The sequence below is a fragment of the Aurantibacter sp. UH7 genome, assembly GCF_056839165.1.
Window position 1 is genome coordinate 3872078 of the sequence record NZ_CM166388.1, and the last position, 17782, is coordinate 3889859.

General features: G+C 33.4%; 15 protein-coding genes. All 15 read right to left on the reverse strand.

Annotated elements, in window-relative coordinates:
• Window positions 1-80: 80 nt before the first annotated feature.
• Window positions 81-509 carry an HYC_CC_PP family protein gene (locus UH7x_RS16365; RefSeq protein WP_482360997.1) on the reverse strand — a complete coding sequence of 143 codons (429 nt, stop codon included), beginning with the start codon at window positions 507-509 and terminating at the stop codon, window positions 81-83.
• 340 nt (window positions 510-849) lie between these two features.
• The gene (locus UH7x_RS16370) at window positions 850-1296 is read right to left on the reverse strand and encodes a DUF6730 family protein (protein WP_482360998.1); all 447 of its coding nucleotides are present in this window, start codon (window positions 1294-1296) and stop codon (window positions 850-852) included.
• An 11-nt stretch (window positions 1297-1307) separates the two neighbouring features.
• Window positions 1308-2165 (reverse strand): relaxase/mobilization nuclease domain-containing protein, encoded by an 858-nt coding sequence (locus UH7x_RS16375; protein ID WP_482360999.1) that lies wholly within the window; start codon window positions 2163-2165, stop codon window positions 1308-1310.
• Window positions 2162-2866, reverse strand: a complete 705-nt coding sequence (gene mbpA, locus UH7x_RS16380) for a mobilization protein MbpA (RefSeq protein ID WP_482361000.1) — start codon at window positions 2864-2866, stop codon at window positions 2162-2164. The genes UH7x_RS16375 and mbpA overlap by 4 nt, the downstream gene beginning before the upstream one ends.
• Window positions 2857-3708: a toprim domain-containing protein gene (locus UH7x_RS16385; RefSeq protein WP_482361001.1), complete on the reverse strand. Its 852-nt coding sequence runs from the start codon at window positions 3706-3708 to the stop codon at window positions 2857-2859. Before UH7x_RS16385 ends, mbpA begins: the two co-directional genes overlap by 10 nt.
• Window positions 3709-3920: 212 nt before the next feature.
• Window positions 3921-4925: a virulence-associated E family protein gene (locus UH7x_RS16390; protein ID WP_482361002.1), complete on the reverse strand. Its 1005-nt coding sequence runs from the start codon at window positions 4923-4925 to the stop codon at window positions 3921-3923.
• Window positions 4926-5135: 210 nt separating this feature from the next.
• Entirely contained in the window at window positions 5136-5420 is a 285-nt protein-coding gene (locus tag UH7x_RS16395) for a helix-turn-helix domain-containing protein (protein ID WP_482361003.1), read from the reverse strand.
• Between the two features lie 141 nt (window positions 5421-5561).
• Window positions 5562-6191, reverse strand: coding sequence for a hypothetical protein (locus UH7x_RS16400; RefSeq protein WP_482361004.1), 630 nt, complete (start codon window positions 6189-6191; stop codon window positions 5562-5564).
• A gap of 95 nt (window positions 6192-6286) precedes the next feature.
• A complete protein-coding gene (locus tag UH7x_RS16405; protein WP_482361005.1) occupies window positions 6287-7420 on the reverse strand; it encodes a tyrosine-type recombinase/integrase in 1134 nt (377 codons plus the stop codon).
• A 173-nt stretch (window positions 7421-7593) separates the two neighbouring features.
• Window positions 7594-8922 (reverse strand): tRNA uridine-5-carboxymethylaminomethyl(34) synthesis GTPase MnmE, encoded by a 1329-nt coding sequence (gene mnmE / locus UH7x_RS16410; protein ID WP_482363621.1) that lies wholly within the window; start codon window positions 8920-8922, stop codon window positions 7594-7596.
• Window positions 8923-9012: 90 nt separating this feature from the next.
• The gene (locus tag UH7x_RS16415) at window positions 9013-11247 is read right to left on the reverse strand and encodes a TonB-dependent receptor (protein ID WP_482361006.1); all 2235 of its coding nucleotides are present in this window, start codon (window positions 11245-11247) and stop codon (window positions 9013-9015) included.
• Window positions 11248-11364: 117 nt separating this feature from the next.
• Complete coding sequence (locus UH7x_RS16420; protein WP_482361007.1) at window positions 11365-11766, reverse strand: hypothetical protein; 402 nt, start codon at window positions 11764-11766, stop codon at window positions 11365-11367.
• 69 nt (window positions 11767-11835) lie between these two features.
• The gene (locus UH7x_RS16425) at window positions 11836-15978 is read right to left on the reverse strand and encodes an amino acid adenylation domain-containing protein (RefSeq protein WP_482361008.1); all 4143 of its coding nucleotides are present in this window, start codon (window positions 15976-15978) and stop codon (window positions 11836-11838) included.
• Entirely contained in the window at window positions 15975-16214 is a 240-nt protein-coding gene (locus tag UH7x_RS16430) for an acyl carrier protein (protein ID WP_482361009.1), read from the reverse strand. The genes UH7x_RS16425 and UH7x_RS16430 overlap by 4 nt, the downstream gene beginning before the upstream one ends.
• 1 nt (window position 16215) lies before the next feature.
• Complete coding sequence (locus UH7x_RS16435) at window positions 16216-17778, reverse strand: amino acid adenylation domain-containing protein (RefSeq protein ID WP_482361010.1); 1563 nt, start codon at window positions 17776-17778, stop codon at window positions 16216-16218.
• Window positions 17779-17782 lie beyond the last annotated feature (4 nt).

Below are 17782 nucleotides of genomic sequence, written 5' to 3' on the forward strand. Positions count from 1 at the left end.
CTAGAAAACAGAAAAACAAACACAACAAATTGAGCCCTAAACGATAGTTATCGTAGGACGCACTTAATACTGTCTAATAATCAAATAAGGAAAGTCTGGTCTAAAATTTGAACATCCCGTAATAGTGGAGGCGGGATATAGTCTCTAAACGGAGTTATATTTTCGTCTACCGCATCAAAGAGATTTATAAAGGAATAAGCAAAAGAATAAACAAATTGTTGCTGTTCAAAAGTAAGGTTGTCGAATGAGATTTTTAAATCATCTTGACCCTCAATTGTAACTTCTATATCGGAACAACAGCTTGTCTCGGTCTCCATTTCCATAACTTCACAGGAATTAGAGTCTTTCGACTTTTCTGCTTTCATCGTGCAGGTGTCTACCTTGTCGAACATACTGAAATCTACCAAATGGTCACCACAGTAATGCATATCCACAGAAAAAGACATGGTGGATAATAGCACAATAAGTGCCAATAACATCGAAGTTCCTTTATGTAGGGTTTCTTTCATGTGAATTGCAAAATTACAAAAATAATCAATGGTGGCGATTTGTTTAACAGAAGTTTAGAAAGTGTATCATAAAACCAACGTTTTTCGGTACTTAGTTATCAATGATTACCTTGAACAACAACTTCAAATTGGTAACCAAAGTTCAAATAAAGGCTACTCTATACAAATCACTCCTTCTGTATAGAGTTTATTCTGTTGTAGTTACAACTTAAATTTGTGATATAACTACCCCAAATCTTACCATAATTTAAATGCGCATGGATCCTGTCCGGTTTTTGTAGTATTCCCACAGATAAACGTTAAGCAAAAACCGGATAGGGCGCACCTACTATGAAGTATATTATTTAGATTCAGCCCATTTTTTGTACTGTTTTAATACTTTCGGGTTCTCACTAAAATATAGGTTGATGTGCTTTGCAGTGGCGGCCTCTCCCTTTCGATAGGCTATTTTTTCATTTTCATCAGCTTCCGTTTTAACCGTATAAACATAAAAACACAAAATAAAGCTTAATGCTATCAAGGCAAAAAAGGAAATGACAGCCCAATTTGGGTATATTTTAGCATGCTGTAAGTTTTGTTGCAGGTTTTGTATATAGTCGTTTCTCGTGGTTTCTTCTTGCCTTGCATGGCTTTGTAATTGACGAATTAGACCTTCAACTGGTGTAATATCGAATTTCACTTGTAGTTTTTCAGCCTTTACTATACTTTTTTCAAGTCGAGTTACATCCTTTTCAAAGTCGGTTAACTCATTTACCAATAATTCACTAATTATTTCAAGTTTGCTCATAATGCTTCAGTTTATATTCTTATTCCCCTTTGTATAATTCGTTGTAATTTCTTTTTGGCTAATAATTGAGTCATTTTTTTTGATATTTCTATACGCTTACAGTCTAGTTGTACCTTGTTTTCGTTAGAAACCAATTGCTCAAATGACGTGTATTGCATAATTCGTTTACCAATATTTCCAATACTCATTTTCCGGTTTACTTCACTTCCTTTAAAATCTATACCATCAAACCTGAATCGAAATCCCTGCAGTTGATTTTGCTTATTTATCACAGATTTAATCTGTATCCCATTAGCTTGTATGCCATTAATGTATTCATCAAAGTCTCGAGGTTTAAACTGTTTTAAAGTGAGTTCGTGTCTGCGAAAAATTTCCTTTTTAAGTTCTTTAGTGTCAAAGTCTCTTTCAAACTGCACCTGTTTAACTGTGGTCAATTTCAAATTTTCTGCTACTTGCGCAGCAGCATGTTGGCTTCTCTTACTTATAAAACTATCGTTATAGGCAATTCCCATAAAATCTATGCGGTTAATATAGAGATGCACATGTTTGTGGGCCTTGTCATTATGCACAAATGCAATGGCTTGTCGTTCTCCGATATTCATTTGTTCAATAAATTTAGAGGTTACTTTCTCCAGGTCTTTTATCGTCATCTTTTGACCATCTTTAATAGTTGGGCTAATTATAAAAGACAAAGTATTTCTTTTACATCTATGATTACGAGCTTGAATACGTTGAAATTCTCTTGTTAGCTCAATAGGATTTTCACCTATTAAGTATTGGCGAAAAACAACTTCAGCATTTTTTTCTTGATTCCACCCATACCCCATAGAGGCTTTTGTATGGGAGATAGACTTTCCTTTGCTTATCATTGGTTAAACTTTTTTAAGTGTTCTTTAATTTCTTTAGCCACACTATAAACCATTTTTGTTAAGCCTTTATTCTTCCCTTTAAACATATTTCCTATTGACTTAAAGTTATTATGGTACTTGACCAACATTTTATAATGCTCAATTTCATCTTCAGAGAAACGCTCAGATATTGTCTGCTCCAATGCAGACCTACGTACCATTTCACTCAATGAGATTCCACACCTTTTCGATTTAGCCATTAACAATTTCTTTTCATAAGCTGTACATCTGAATTTTACAAGTTGACTTTTTCCTTTATTTTTTTCTTTTTTTGTCCTGCGACCATCGGGAGCAGGCAAGAGGTCTTTTGGGGATTCAAAATTGGAGTTTGACGTAAATTTTGTGTCCCCAAAAACACCTCTTGAATTCTTATCAGAATTATCATCAACAGATTCTTCACCATAGTCAATACGATTTTTTGATATAGATCTATTATTTAAATCGAATACATCTGACAAGGATATTTGTTGAATAGTCAACCCCTCTCTTTCTTGCTTTAGTTCGAGCTTAAATCCATGGTACCTCTCCAGTTCAATTTTAGGGCCATGTTCTCTTTTTAACCTTTGTTCAAGTTCAAGTTCAATGTCTCTTTTTCTTTTTAATTCTAGCTCCCTTCCCTCTAATTTTAATCTCCTTGGGTCATAACTGCGTCCTAGTTCCATAACATTAATTTTTCGTTCAAGTCTTTATACGTTTTGTATTCATTTCTATGGTCGATACTCTGTTTGAATCGTTGTGTCAACTTAATTGTTGCAGAGTCACCAGCATTATCATTATCCAGATAAAGTAGAATAGTATCATAAGCGCGGAGTACCGTATCAATATCTTTTAAGAATGCTATCGAGTTTAAAACCAATATATCAGATTCATGTACAAGAATTGGTTTTATGGTCGCCAATGATAGTAAATCGAACATGCCTTCAAAGAGTACCAGCTGCTTCTTTTCTTTTCGGAGATGTGTAAAGGATTTTGGCGAAATCGATGTCTTTTGAAACTTATTTCTAAGCTCCCAACCACCTAAATAATTTTCCAAAGCTAAAGCGAAGAATGTTTTTTTACCTCTTTTAAAGTGGACCTCTTTTAAGTACTTCTTAGCAATTGCAAGGGATATTTTTCTTGCTTTTAAATATTGGGCTAGGGCAGGATGACAGATGGTTCGCGTTTCTATTATTTGTGTGTTCTTTGCTGTTTCAATTTGAATTGGCGGCTGGTGAAAAGAAAAAGATGTATCACTGCTCAAATATGCAAGAACTTCTTTTACAGTTATTTTTAAATACAATACCAGAAAATCAATTGTATTTCCTCCTTTTCCTATTCCATGATCATACCATCTGTTTAATGTCAGAGATATTTTAAAAGATGCTTCGGTTTCTGACTGCCTTAGCGGACTTAGAAACCAAGCTTCTTTTACCGTTTTTCTAGTGGGATAGTGCCCCAAATTTGCCAAGGTAGAGACCAGGCAAATGTTGCGGGCTCTATCGCATGTCATTCTTTTTTCTTTCATCAGCGTTTTATTTTAGTTAATTTCTCCTACCTTCTTACCTAAGTCAAGACCTGTAAGGGCTTGTGCTTTAGGTAAACTTTAAAAACATCTTACCCATCCTATACTAAAAGGTAGGTTAGGTAATACCTAGGTAGCATTGGGGTTATATATCTTACCTAAAGTGTTAGCCCTGTTTATAAGGCATTTTAATTCTCTAGGTAATTAGGTAAGTACTATTTGTTCTTTTTTGATAATTCCATCTCCCAAGGAGAGTCCTCAAAAAGGGATTTAGCCAAATATCCATATACCTGTCGCTTAGGATGCTTCACCTTTTGAAAGTTGAATCCTGACAAGGCACGACCAAGATTAATTTGGTTCAGTCGCAAGTTTAAAGATGATAATGCCACCAGCACATCAGATGCAGTAACAAAATCCTCTATGTCGTTGGATTTCTCATAATACTTTGCAATGAGCTCCTGTTCTGTCGTAAGCTTTGTATACTTCTTGTTACGCTCTTCATTCTCCATGATATCCTTCAGCGTTAACTCAGGATTGAAATTGGGATCGTGGTAGGCTAGGTGATAAGCTTGTGCCCAAACATTCTTGATTTCAATATCCTTGGAATAGGCAAAATCAATCTTATCCATTAGTTCAAAACAAAGCCAACGCACAGAACCGGTTTCGTCGTTCAAGAATGACGACATGTTCGTAGAACCTAAAAAAGAACAGATTCTTGGAAGCGTTGTATTCTTTCTGTCATAGGGCAAACGTTCATTAATGAATGTCTTTGAGAAGAATGATTTTAGAGCATTTACATCTTTTTTAGAAAGTACCGCGAGCTCATCAAGGTTATAGAGAAAGTTCCGGCACAATTGTATGCGTGCATCTTTATCATTACTGATATCCTCGGCCATATATTTTGCTAATTCCGGAGGACAAATAAAACGGCACCAAGTTGATTTACCTGAACTCTGCCCTTTATGACTTATGATTAGTGCCTGTTTATTAAAGTAATTTGGTTCAAGAGCACATTTAATAGCTCGTACCAACCATTTCCTAAAATGATATAAGAAAGCTTTATTGTCATAAGTTGGCACATAGGATGCTAGTTTTCCAATGTAGTCCTGACCATCCCATTTTTCTAGAGATTCGAAATATTCTTCAACTGGATTATGCTTTGGTATTAATTCCGAACGAATCAATATCTCAAGTTTACGTGTGCTTATTTGAATGCCCACTTGCGCTAGCTCAATGAGTAGAGAATTGAGATTTAAGTCATACCAACTCTGTTTGTTTAAAACTGAAATTTCGAAATCATGGGATATCTCATTGTAATTGATGATATACTTGCCAAACAAGTATTCATATGTTTCATCATAAATTGTAGGCCTTCTTTGTTCCTTGACTAAGTACAGACCGCTATGTTCTTTAGTAGCCATATTGAAAACTTATCGATTGTTTTTCAATACATACTCATTTGCCTCTTTTCTTATTTCAATAGCAGATTTTCTGCTATTGGATAAGAGCCATGCATCTAGCTTTTCCTTAGAAAAGAAAATGATTTTGCCGTTAGGTTTTGAAAAACTAATCAGATTTGCTGATGTTAGCTTGTACATATAACTTCGGGAGATGCCTGTGTAGTCACATGCTTCATCAAAGGTTAAAACCTTTTTTGTGCCAAGTAGTAAATTTTCGATTCTACTTAGACGTTCATCAATTTTAATACTGTCCATTATCTATTATATTAGAGATTAATAATGAACAACTGCGCAGTTGTTTTTAGTAAGTTAATACTGGGGTAAACATACAATAAGCAGGGAAAAGAAAAGTGTATTTTATAGTGTTGAAAGACAAATTAAACGATTATATGGACATTAAATTTCTGAAAAAGCCATTTTCAGCTCTTTTGAATACTTTGATTTCGTAGTTCGTCTTCTAGCGGCCATGATAGTGCCGTATTTAAAGAGCTTTTTATTAGGGCCTTTAATAACTCCTGAGATTGAAATGAATTTTTTAATACTTAAGGAATTGACTGGAAATTTCTCATTTAACAAATTATAAAATTCGTTTATACCTGGTCCGTCTAACTTGAAATATATTGAGTCATTGTGACTATCCCAGTTTTTGATTAACACCTTTTGGAAAGTGGTAAATTTTGTTTGTTCTTCATCTAGCACATTATATTTTATTAAGCTATTGAAAAGTGAAAGTAGTTGTTGTTCTGATATTTTTAAATTAAAGTTTGCTTTAGCTTTTATTTTTTTTCTCAGTTTTGGAATTAATTTTTTACGAAACCATTTTGTCCATGTGGAATGACAAATAAGTACTCCTAATGTTAAAAATACCCAACAAGTAACATGTCTTAAAATTTGCCATGAACTGTTTAGTTCAAAATTTTCCATAAAGTCATAAAATGAAAAGGCAATAAAAATTAAACCAATTTGATAAAAAAGAAGACGAGGCTTATCTACATACTTGCTCCATCCAGTTTTTTCGTTTAACATGTGCTTTATATAGTACTTAACATATAATAATAGGATTCTAAGTATCACATATGCAATCAATATTGCCCTAATGATTATTGTAGTTTTATAATATGTCATGTTAAATTAAAATTTAATTCTGGGATAATGTTAGCCGCCTCCTTCATTTTCTTATCAACGATTTTGGCGTAAATTTCTGTTGTCCGTAGTTCTTTGTGACCAAGTCTTTTTGATACCGTATAAATATCCGCGCCATTTTCTAATAGCAATACAGCATTCGTATGTCTTCCACTATGAAAAGTAATATGTTTGGTTATTCCCGCATTCATACACCACCGTAGAATTTGAGCATTAAAGTGAGCTCCATATTTTAATCCTACAAAAACTCGTCCGCTTTCATCACCTCTTTCTCCCATAAGTTCTCTAGCTTGTTCAGAGACATAAAGATATTCCAGACCATCAGTTTTTAGCTGTCGAAAAATAATTCTAGTTCCATTGGTTTCATCCCTTACTTCACTCCAGTTCATTTTATTGATGTCGCTCCAACGCAGACCTGTTAAACAACTAAATAGAAATGCGTTTTTAAGAACTGGATATTTACAATTTGCTTTTGCCAAGGCCTGCAGTTCAGCATGGGTGAGATACTCTCGTTTAGATTCACCCATTTGAAAACCTTTAACATTTGTTACATAGTTTTTATCTAGATATCCATCGTTAAAAGCTTCTCTTATTGCAGCTCTAAATTTATTGAAATAGGTGTATTTTGAATTTTGGGCTAGGGGAGTGCCACTTTTTGTAGTTGCTTCTGTAGATAAATAGCGTTTAAATCCTTTGATGAATTCCTCATCGATTTCACCTAATGTTCTATTTGGTGGACAATACCGTTTTATATGTTTAAGTGCGGCATCCCAATTGTCATAATTGCCTTTGCTTTCATAGCGTTCTTCCTTTAGTTTATCATAATAATCCAAAAAAAGGTTTTTGGTTTTTTGTTTATTCTTGATTGAGTGTTTACCTTGAATGAAATCAGCCTTTCTAAGCGTTAGAATATTCTCAGCTAATTTAAGTGTTTCTTTATTGTCTTTCTTTTGGCTTGGAGTGGGGTTGTTTATTAAATAGAGTTGTAAATATTCAAAATCCCTATTGTGGACTTTTTTTCCAGCTCCGTTAATTACACCACCTTTATAGTATTCTATATAAAGACTAGTCTTTCCACTTGCGAGTTTTTTCTTTTTTAAGCTTATTTTCATAACGAGGTGTACTTTAGTACACCTCGTTGCTAAAAAAATGAAATGAGGTGTACTTGAGGTGTACTAAATGTATTACAATCATATAATTATAGGTTACTAAAGGTAAGCAAAATTTATTTAACTATTTGAAAATCAATTAAAAGAAGAAATGAGATAATTATCGGAAAACATATTTATTTTCCGATACAGAAATTAGCAAATATGTTCCCTAGTAATTCATCATTGGTCACTTGCCCTGTTATTTCACCTAAGAAGTGTAGTGCTTCACGAATATCGATGGCCAATAAATCGCTAGGAAGTTCTTCAGACATGCCCAATCGTACTTTTTCTATTTCTGATAAGGCTTTTAATAATGAATCGTAATGACGGCTATTAGTGACAATAGTTTCATTATTTCTTAGGGCCCCAGTGTTTACAAAACCAACTAATTTTTGTTTTAACTCTTCTAGTCCAGTTTTGTTTTTTGCAGATAAGAATAAGGCATCAGCTAGTCTGTTTTTAATAACTGTATGCTTTTCTAAACTTAATTGGTCTATTTTATTGACTATTACTATACAAGGCTTTTGCGGGTGTTTATTCTTTATTTTGGCAATTTCAATTTCTAATAAAGAAAGTCGTTCTTCTGTTAATTCTGAACTATCAATTAAATAAACAATAACCTGTGCTTGCTCAATTTTTTCGAATGTTTTTTTAATTCCAATACTCTCTACAACATCTGAAGTGTCTCGAATTCCTGCCGTATCAATAAAACGAAATCCGATACCTCCGATAGCAATTTCATCTTCAATAGTGTCTCTAGTGGTACCTGCTATTTCTGAAACTATAGCGCGGTCATCATTTAATAATGCGTTAAGTAATGTCGATTTTCCAACATTAGGTTCACCAATTATTGCAACCGGAATTCCATTTTTAATCACATTACCAATGGCAAAACTATCGATAAGGTTTTTTAAAACTTGTTCTATATGCACTAATAATTTCTCAAATTTGGTTCGATCGGCAAATTCAACATCTTCTTCAGAGAAATCTAATTCGAGTTCAATTAATGAAGCGAAGTTCAATAGTTCTTCACGCAGTTTTTTTATTTCAGAAGAGAACCCTCCTCGCATTTGATTCATTGCTATTTGGTGGCTCGCTTCATTTTCAGAAGCAATTAAATCGGCAACAGCTTCGGCCTGACTTAAGTCCATTTTACCATTTAAGAATGCTCGCAATGTAAATTCACCCGCTTGAGCCATTCTACATCCATTAGAAAGAAATAATTGTAAAATTTGTTGTTGTATAAAAGGAGATCCATGACAAGAAATCTCAATTACATTTTCACCGGTATAAGAATTCGGACCTTTAAAAACAGAAACTAAAGCTTCATCATAGGTTTTGTTCCCATCCATTATATGTCCTAAGTGAATAGTATGGCTTTTTTGTTGGGCTAACTTTTTACCACGTACAGATTTAAAATGCTTATCGGCTAAAGAGATCACATCTTCACCCGATAAGCGCATAATTGCAATTGCACCAGCACCTGAACCTGTTGCTAATGCTATGATATTTTCTTTAAAATGCACTTTTAAATTTTGTTCAAAAATACAGAATTAGAAACTTACCGATACTTTTCCTCTTAAGTAAAATGGAGTACCGGGTGTAAAATGAATTTCTTCAAACGGACTTGCTTCATTGAACAATCTACTTTCTGTAGCAAATTGAGTTTCATTCCATTTCGTATCAAATAGGTTTTCTACTATAATTCCAAACGTCCAATTATTCCATGCATAATTTAAGTTCATATCGGTTACAAAATAACCCTCGGCAATAATTGAATTATCTTCATTTGCAGGGCGATTTTTAATGTATCGATAATTCAACCCACCTGATAAATTACCTAAATCTCTAAATGATAATCCTCCGGAAGAAGTAAGGTCTGGTGCTAATGGAATATAATCTGCTCCTTCTGGTTCTTCGGTACTTCTTGCATATGTATAATTAATGTCGCCATTAGCATAAAGCCAATCTGTTAATTGATATCGAACACCAAAATCCACACCGTATCGTCTTGTTTTACCACTAGGTTCTACAATACCAGCATCACCAACATAAACGAATTCTTGTTCTAGAAATAGATTCCATAAAGCAGCATTAATTACAATTTTGCTTGTAGGTTTAAAAATACCTCCCACATCAAAAGAGTAAGCCGCAGGTAAAATTTCATCAGCATCATTGGCAATAACTACACGGGTGTCATTAGAATGAAAACCAATTCCTGTTTTACCGAAAATTTGCACAGCTTGAGAAGCTGCAAAAAGCACATTTAATTTAGGACCAACAAAAAGTTTATCCTGACTTTTACTATCATATGTTTCCGTTAAGAGGTTTTCATAATCGAACTTAAAATAATCTAAGCGTAACCCTGGGTTTATTGTCCATTTATTCTTTTTGTACGTCAGATTAAAAAAGCCATAACCATTGGTTTCATCTACATTACCATAAGCTAAACGTTCTAAAAGTTCTTTTCTATTTTTAATTCGAGATAACTGCACATCATTGACATCATCATATCTGAAACCGATTCCTGCTTCATATTTTAATTGCGAATCGTGATCACCTATATGAATTGAATGTTCATATGCTGTTTCTGCACCAATAATTGTACGGTCTTCTTTTTGACGAATTTGATCTGCATTTACCGGGTCTTCTAAGAAAAATGTGAAATTAGAAAAAAGCTCAAAGTCATATTTTGAGATATAAGCCTTTGATCTAACTTTTGAATGCTCATTAAGTTGACGCGTGTGATTTACTAAAAAATTAGATCTACTAGTATTGCCACCTTCAGTATCATCAATGGCTCCAAAACGACCAATTAACCCTTGGTCAATAGCCCGTTGTGGAACTTGGCCTGAGGCATCCCACTTACTTTGAAAATGTGAAAGGGTAAGACTCAAATCTTGATTTTCACGATTATTATAATTGTACCGCCCCATAATATTGAGACGATTAAAATTCTGAGGAGAATCAAAAGCACCATCTGTAAGCACCATTTCAGAAGCAACATAAGCGTTGCTAAATTCACTTTCAGTGAGTTTGAGCATTCCTACAGTTCGAAGTGTATTAAACATTCCTGCTTCAACTGAAAGTAGGTTATCATTAATACTCTTTTTTGTTTTAAGACCAACATAACCAGCTGTATTAAAGTTTCCTTTATCAGCATAATAAGCTCCTTTTCCAAAATCAATATTATCAATAGTTTCGGGTATAATAAAGTGCATATCTGCATATCCTTGACCATGTGCATGAGACACCATATTAACGGGTAAACCATCAACATCAATCGCAATATCGGTACCATGATCAATATCGAAACCTCTTAGAAATATCTGTTCTGCTTTTCCACCGCCAGCATGTTGTCCGATAATTAAACCTGGAATTTTTCTCAGAATTTCTTGAGATGATTTTACAGGATTTGCCTTAACATCTACATTTACAAAATTACTCATGGCGTTCACTTTAGAAACTAAAACAACCTGATCTAATGAAACAGCAGCTTCTTCTAGTACAATATCTAAATTGCCATCTAAAAGTGACTCCTTAATTGTTAATTCATGAGTTTTATAACCGAGGCTATAAAAGAAAATTAGGTCGTCAATTGATATGTCATCAAGCTCAAAATAACCTGAAACATTCGTGTATGTATAACCACCAGTTGTTTTATTATATACTCCAACGCCGTCTATCGGCTTTCCATCGGCAGCAGTTACTGTACCAGATAATTCATGGGCATATGCGCTAGAAATGAAAGTAAAGGAGAGTATTATGTGAAAGATATAATTTCTCATCTGTTATATATTATGAGACGTAAAACCACTCGATGTGTTTTTATCGTCGATTTATCTTTGTTTATTTAATAGTGATATTCATAGCATAGTTTTATAAACTTGCTATCTGCTCTAAGACTAGAGTGGGCGAGGAGGTTCAATATTTTCACTTAGGTATCCCTTATCAGATTTTTGTTGAGGGAACCAAAAAATATTTGAATGATTTATTATTTGGAATGATTGAATTTCATACTCGTAATACACAATATGCTTATCAATCTTAACTATTTTCTGAAGTGTTTTATTCGATGATTCTTGTTCATTTGATGTTTCGAAAAATTGAGTAATAAAATCTACAAGAGTATGACCAGAATCTAATTGCATTACCTCATGCTGGTGTTCAACCTTTTCTGTAGCATATTCAACAAAATCATTTTCATGACTCATCACCTTATTCGGAGATTCAAAAAGAACGAGTATTTCATGCACTGCAATATTTAAAGGGCGATGAATGGGGTTCGTCAAATACAATATACTCATGAACAAGGCACTAAACCTTATCCACTTAGTATTAAATTGTATTTGTGTACCGCTGTAATTCATTGTCAATTATTGTTGTAATAATTCCATTAATTGCGATTCAATATATACCGCATATTCTTGTATTGTTGGCAACTCAAAAATTTTATTCAATGCAAAGTTAGTTTGTAATTCATCATTTATTCGTGCTGTAACCCTAATGGCCGCTAATGAATGGCCGCCTAATGATATGAAATTATCATGTATTCCAATCCGGTCCATTTGTAAAACTTCTTTCCAAATACCTTCTACCAATTCTTCAATTTCATTTGTAGGTGCAACATATACCACGTCCGATTCCAATTGTAAGTCGGAAAGAGCACGCAGTGCAATTTTATCTATTTTGCCATTTTTAGTTAAGGGCATCTCTTTTAAAAGTTTATACTTTGATGGAAGCATATACTCAGGCAATTGTTTAGCAAGATGTAGTTTTAAATCTACAGAAGGAATTTTTTCTTTTGATTTGTAAAAACCTATCAATTGTTTTTTTCTATTATCTAAATCAGATTTCTTATATCCTATCTCATCAAGCATTCGATGTACCTCATCTTCGTCAATGTGCTCATTGATTTCTTCTAGGGCTTCGTCTCTATTTTTGTGTCCTAAACGCACATCCCAACTATACGGAAAAGAATAATTACTATATCCTCGTTCTTTTTTATGAACATGAATTCCGGCCTGATTTATTAGACAGTTAGTAGAACGACCGGTATCTGTTGGTCTTACCCAGCCTGCTTTTTCTTTTAAAAAGACAAGCATTTCAGTAAGGCTAACATCACTGTATCGGTAGAAATCAACATATTGAACTTTATCGAAAGTACTGTCCAAACTAAACATAGACGTATCTAAGTGATTTTTAACAGCATCTTCTTCTTGATGATATAATTTTCTGGCTTCTAATATGGTATCGTCTATTGTTGTTCCATCGGCATCTTCATCCCAGAAAAGCTCTTCGGTAAGGCGTGTTTCAAAGAATTGACCTCTTGATAAACCTGTTACCACAAATGGGATATTATTTTCTAAAGCAACTTTTGTACTAAGTGTATAAATGGTTTTAAAACAACCATTGCAAACATTTTTGTGTCGGTGTAGACTATCAACAAAAATCTTGTTCATGTGTGGCGTTTCTCCATAAATATGGTCGACACCTAATTTCTCTGTAATTCTTGTAATATTGGCCTTAGCTTGATCAGAAATATATCCATTATCAAGAGTAAACGTAAGAACATTTAAACCCATATCGATAAGTCTTGCCAATACGTAGGTACTATCTTTTCCACCACTTAATAGTGATAAGCAATCATATTTGCGATTAGCATTCTTATTAGAACTAAGTAATTGTATTAAATCTTCTTCTGTTTTAAAATATTTATCTGTTTTCTCCTTGTACCCCTTAAACGAATTGCACAAATGGCAAACATTGTTGTCATCAAAATCAATATTCGGGTAGGAGGATGGAAGTCCACATTCTTTACAGTTGATTACATCTTTGGATTCTTCCTTTTTTTCTGAGTCCATGAGAACAACAGCGGCATTATTTATTTTAGGATGTTGGTTTAAATTGGCCTCAATATCAGATAGCTCAATTCGAAAACCATTAAGCTTAACTTGTTCATCAACTCTACCAAGATATTCAAGTTCATCACTTTCATTAAATCGGACTAAATCACCTGTGCGATACATTTTGGCGTTTTGTTGAAAAGGGTTTACCCAAAACCGCTCATTGCTTAGTTTTGTATTTTGGACATAACCTTTCGCTAATCCAGTTCCACTTAAGTATAATTCACCAATTACTCCTTTTGGCACTAAATTATAAGAACCGTCTAAAACATAAGCCGACATATTCATTATAGGCTTACCTATAGGCACAGACGTTTCAATGTGTACATCAGAATTATACCTGTTTACAATACATCCAACAGTGGCCTCAGTAGGGCCATATTCATTAAATATTCTTAAATCATCTCCTATTGAATTTTGAATACTATTGGCTAATGAACTTTTAAAGTCCTCACCGCCAACAATCATTAATTTTAATTTCGAATTGCTTAAGACGCTTTCTTGAATTAAAGTTAAATGTGATGGTGTCAGTTTAATACTGTTTACCAAATTATCCTCAATTACCTGAAGTATCGAGATATCGGGTCCATTTGAGTTTTCCGTATATATTATAAGTTCACCACCAGTAACTAATGGTAAGAATGTAGCAGTTATAGTTAAGTCAAATCCTATTGAAGTACATAACGGAAATACATAAGAATCTTTATGTGCGTAATAACCTTTAGACCAATTTATATAATTGGCTAACGAGGCATTCGAAATCATTACACCTTTGGGTTTCCCAGTTGATCCAGAAGTATAGACTATGTACGCTATAGAATCTAATTCTGCAACCTTTGATTTGTGTGTAGTAGTCTGATTTTCAACGTCTTCAGTTGAATCATCTAAATTAATTAAATTGATGTTTTTAGATTCAAGTTTGCGCAATAGTACTGTGTTTGAAATAAGAGCTTTACAATTAGAATCTTGCAATATGTATTGCACTCTTTCTTTAGGCTGTTCAGAAGATATTGGAACAAAAGTTGTCCCTAATTTTAAGGTGGCTAAAACACTTGTAATATAGTTAGTACTGCGTTCTAAATGTATTGCAACAATGTCTCCTTTGCTAACTCCTTGTTTTGCTAAATAATTAGCAAGCTGATTTGCTTTATTATTGATTTCAGAATACGTGAATTTTTGATTCTTAAACCTTATGGCTATCGTTTCCGGATTTTCAGCAACTTGCGATTCGAAATCTGAGATAATCGAATCTTCTAAAATATTATCCTTGGTATCTACTAATAAGCTTTCCTTTTCCGCATCTGTTGTCATGGCTACAGAAGCTATAGGTTGATTTACATCGGTAATAAAAGCATCAACGATTTTCAAAAAATGTTCAGGTGCATTTCTTATCAACGCTGTATTGAATACACTTTCATTTAAATCAAAAAACACCTTTATCTCACCAGAATCATCAAAATCGTATACATGACAACGTAATTGATGGGCAGGGTCGCAATGGTCTGGATGTATCCAATTAGATTTAGCAGGTATACCTTCAAAATCTTCAAATTTTGCGTTTATGAAGTTTAATACGGTATTAAAACTTTTATTTATTTCGCGTGTTACTAAACCGGGCTGGGCATATCTTAAATAATTATTTGTTTCAATTTTCGCGCGGTTTAGTACCGTTAGAAAGCTATCATCATCAACCATTGAGGAAACTAGCGGAAATACTTCTATAAAAAGACCTGGTGTTCTTCTATATGACTTGGACGGTCTATTTTGTGCTGGCGCACCAATTGCGAGTTGTTTTTGACCGCTAATACGATATAAATAAGTAAATAATAATGTTGAGAAAATGTTAAAAAGTGTCAAATTGGGTGTGAAGGACCTAATATCTTGTCTTGTAGCTAATTCTTTTAATTTTTGTGATCTAATAGAACCCAAACTAATAGAAACCCGTTCGGATTTAGTTGTTAATGCTGTTGTTCTCTGGCCATATAACTCAGGTACTTTACTTAGCGACTTTGTTTTTTCTTCCCAATATTGTTTGGCTTCATTATTATCATTAAGAGAATTTTGTTCTTTTTCGAAAGCTCGATAATCGGAATAGGATGGTAGTGAAAAACTAAGTTCTTCACCCTTTAAAATAGAAAAATAATTTTCTAGGGTACTTTTATAAAGAATTGTTGAAGCCGTAGCATCAGTAGCTAGATGATGAATATTTAAAAACCACAAATACTTACTGTCTGTTATTTTTATTAATACAGAATCGAAAACATTTTTAGTTAAATCGAAAACAACTTGGCTTCTTTCGCTAATCCAATTTTCAACGACTTGTCGATCATTAATTGTACTAAAGTCAATTATTTCTGATTGATATTTTAGATTTAAAAGAACTGATTGATATGGAATATTGTTTTCTTGGAAGAAAAGAGTTCTTAACGCATCTGACTCATTTATTACAAGTTGAAAAGCTTGATGAAACGCTTCAATATCAATGGATAAAGGGATTTCAAAAGTATGAACCATATTATATAAGGGTGCTTCAGGATTTAGTAGCTGACCCATATATATGGCCAATTGACTTTGTGTCAATTCGAAATTCTTTATGTTGTTTTCTTCAATCAAGCTTTATTTTTTTCTAAGTATGTTGTTATATGACTTACAGTCATAAAATTCTCGATAATCATATCTTCTGGGGGCACCTTAACATCAAATTCTTTTTCAATAAATAGAATCAGTTTCATCATTCCCATAGAGTCCAAAATCCCACCACCTAATAAATCATCATCTACCTCCAAGATATCTTCCAAGGTTTCATTTAATAATTCATCAGTAATATAATTTAGTATGGTTTTATTCATTTTAAGCATTTGTATAAGTATTCACAATTTGGATTCTATCAATTTTGCCTGATCCTGTTCTCGGAAAGTCAGGCATAAATTCAATACTTTCCGGTACCGCATAGCTAGGTAAATAATTATGGCAATGTGTTTTTATTTCTTTAAGGCTAATATCTTGTTCATTATTTACAATTATTGCTGCCATTATTTCTTTTTCATTCTCATTCTTTTGAAGAACAACTACAGCCGCTTCGATAATATTTTTGTGTTTTAAAAGAGCTGCTTCAATTTCATCTATTTCAATGCGATAACCTCTAATTTTAACCTGTCTGTCGTTCCTTCCTAAAAATAAAAAGTCTCCGCTTTCATTTTTTTTAACTAAGTCACCAGTTTTAAAATATATTTTTTCTTTTTCACCTTCTATGGCTACATACGTAGACTTATTGGTTAAGGTTTGATTATTCCAATAACCTTTCATCATTGTTGAAGAATGTATCGCTAATTCACCATAATCTCCATCAATATTTAAGTTGCCTTTTTCATCCAAAATTAGATATTCCGTTTCGCCCCAGACAGTACCAATAGGTACAATTGTTCCATCTGTGGGAGGAGTATTTACTTTGTAACTAGTACATTGATTTACTTCTGCAGGCCCGTAAATGTTATAAAAATGCGTATTTGGACATAAACTCATTATTTGACTTAAATATTTATTTGCAAATACCTCACCTCCGAAGAGTACTAAGCGAAGCGAATCTAAATTTTTATCATTTAATGCATTATGCTGCAACAATTGCACAATTGCCAATGGTACAGAATACCAAATTGTAATTTTTCCCTTTTCAATTAAAGCCGCAAGACTAGGAGCCATTTTAGTATGAGCTTCTGATATAATGACTGTAGAAGCTTTTGCTAAAGGTCCAGCTAAATAACCCAATGTAGAAATGTCGAAATGTAAAGCTGCATGACTAGCTAATCTGTCATTTTCATCAATATCAAAAAGATTTACAGATAACCTTGCATAACTTAAACCACTTTTATGCGTGTGCATAATGCCTTTAGGAAAACCTGTTGAACCAGAGGTGTACATGATATAAGCAAGGTCATCCTCATTTATTGAAACTTCTGTATATTGTTCGATTGATGAATTAAATAGCGCTGCCCAAGAAATCGAAGTAAATTCACTTTCCAATTCCACCCCAATAAAGCCTTTTAAAGGGTTTTTTAACTCAAGAATTTTAGGATGTTTTTTACGTAAATTCGGATTTGTAACAACATAATTAATATTACAATCATTGAGTATGAAGCTAATTCGGGCAACAGGTAACTCGGGATCTATTGGAACAAAAACGGCACCTGCTTTCATTATACCATAAATGGCTACGGGTGTTTCTATACTTCTAAAAAGATATACACCTATTCGGTCACCTTTTTGTACTCCTTGCGAAATTAAGTAAGCTGCAAGCTTATCTGTTTTATTATCGAAATCTAAATATGTTAAAGACTCATTTCCATAAATAAATGCCTCCTTTTCAGGAAATGCTTTTGAGGCAGAATTAATTATATGGGGGAGTATATTTATCATGATT

Bases quoted from the DNA above. Each gene is read 5' to 3' on its own strand.
- UH7x_RS16375 (WP_482360999.1), bottom strand. From the start codon at position 2,165: ATGATAAGCAAAGGAAAGTCTATCTCCCATACAAAAGCCTCTATGGGG.
- UH7x_RS16415 (WP_482361006.1), bottom strand. From the start codon at position 11,247: ATGAGAAATTATATCTTTCACATAATACTCTCCTTTACTTTCATTTCT.
- UH7x_RS16435 (WP_482361010.1), bottom strand. From the start codon at position 17,778: ATGATAAATATACTCCCCCATATAATTAATTCTGCCTCAAAAGCATTT.
- UH7x_RS16395 (WP_482361003.1), bottom strand. From the start codon at position 5,420: ATGGACAGTATTAAAATTGATGAACGTCTAAGTAGAATCGAAAATTTA.
- UH7x_RS16400 (WP_482361004.1), bottom strand. From the start codon at position 6,191: ATGTTAAACGAAAAAACTGGATGGAGCAAGTATGTAGATAAGCCTCGT.
- UH7x_RS16365 (WP_482360997.1), bottom strand. From the start codon at position 509: ATGAAAGAAACCCTACATAAAGGAACTTCGATGTTATTGGCACTTATT.
- UH7x_RS16430 (WP_482361009.1), bottom strand. From the start codon at position 16,214: ATGAATAAAACCATACTAAATTATATTACTGATGAATTATTAAATGAA.
- mnmE (WP_482363621.1), bottom strand. From the start codon at position 8,922: ATGCGCTTATCGGGTGAAGATGTGATCTCTTTAGCCGATAAGCATTTT.
- UH7x_RS16385 (WP_482361001.1), bottom strand. From the start codon at position 3,708: ATGAAAGAAAAAAGAATGACATGCGATAGAGCCCGCAACATTTGCCTG.
- UH7x_RS16420 (WP_482361007.1), bottom strand. From the start codon at position 11,766: ATGAGTATATTGTATTTGACGAACCCCATTCATCGCCCTTTAAATATT.
- UH7x_RS16405 (WP_482361005.1), bottom strand. From the start codon at position 7,420: ATGAAAATAAGCTTAAAAAAGAAAAAACTCGCAAGTGGAAAGACTAGT.
- mbpA (WP_482361000.1), bottom strand. From the start codon at position 2,866: ATGGAACTAGGACGCAGTTATGACCCAAGGAGATTAAAATTAGAGGGA.
- UH7x_RS16370 (WP_482360998.1), bottom strand. From the start codon at position 1,296: ATGAGCAAACTTGAAATAATTAGTGAATTATTGGTAAATGAGTTAACC.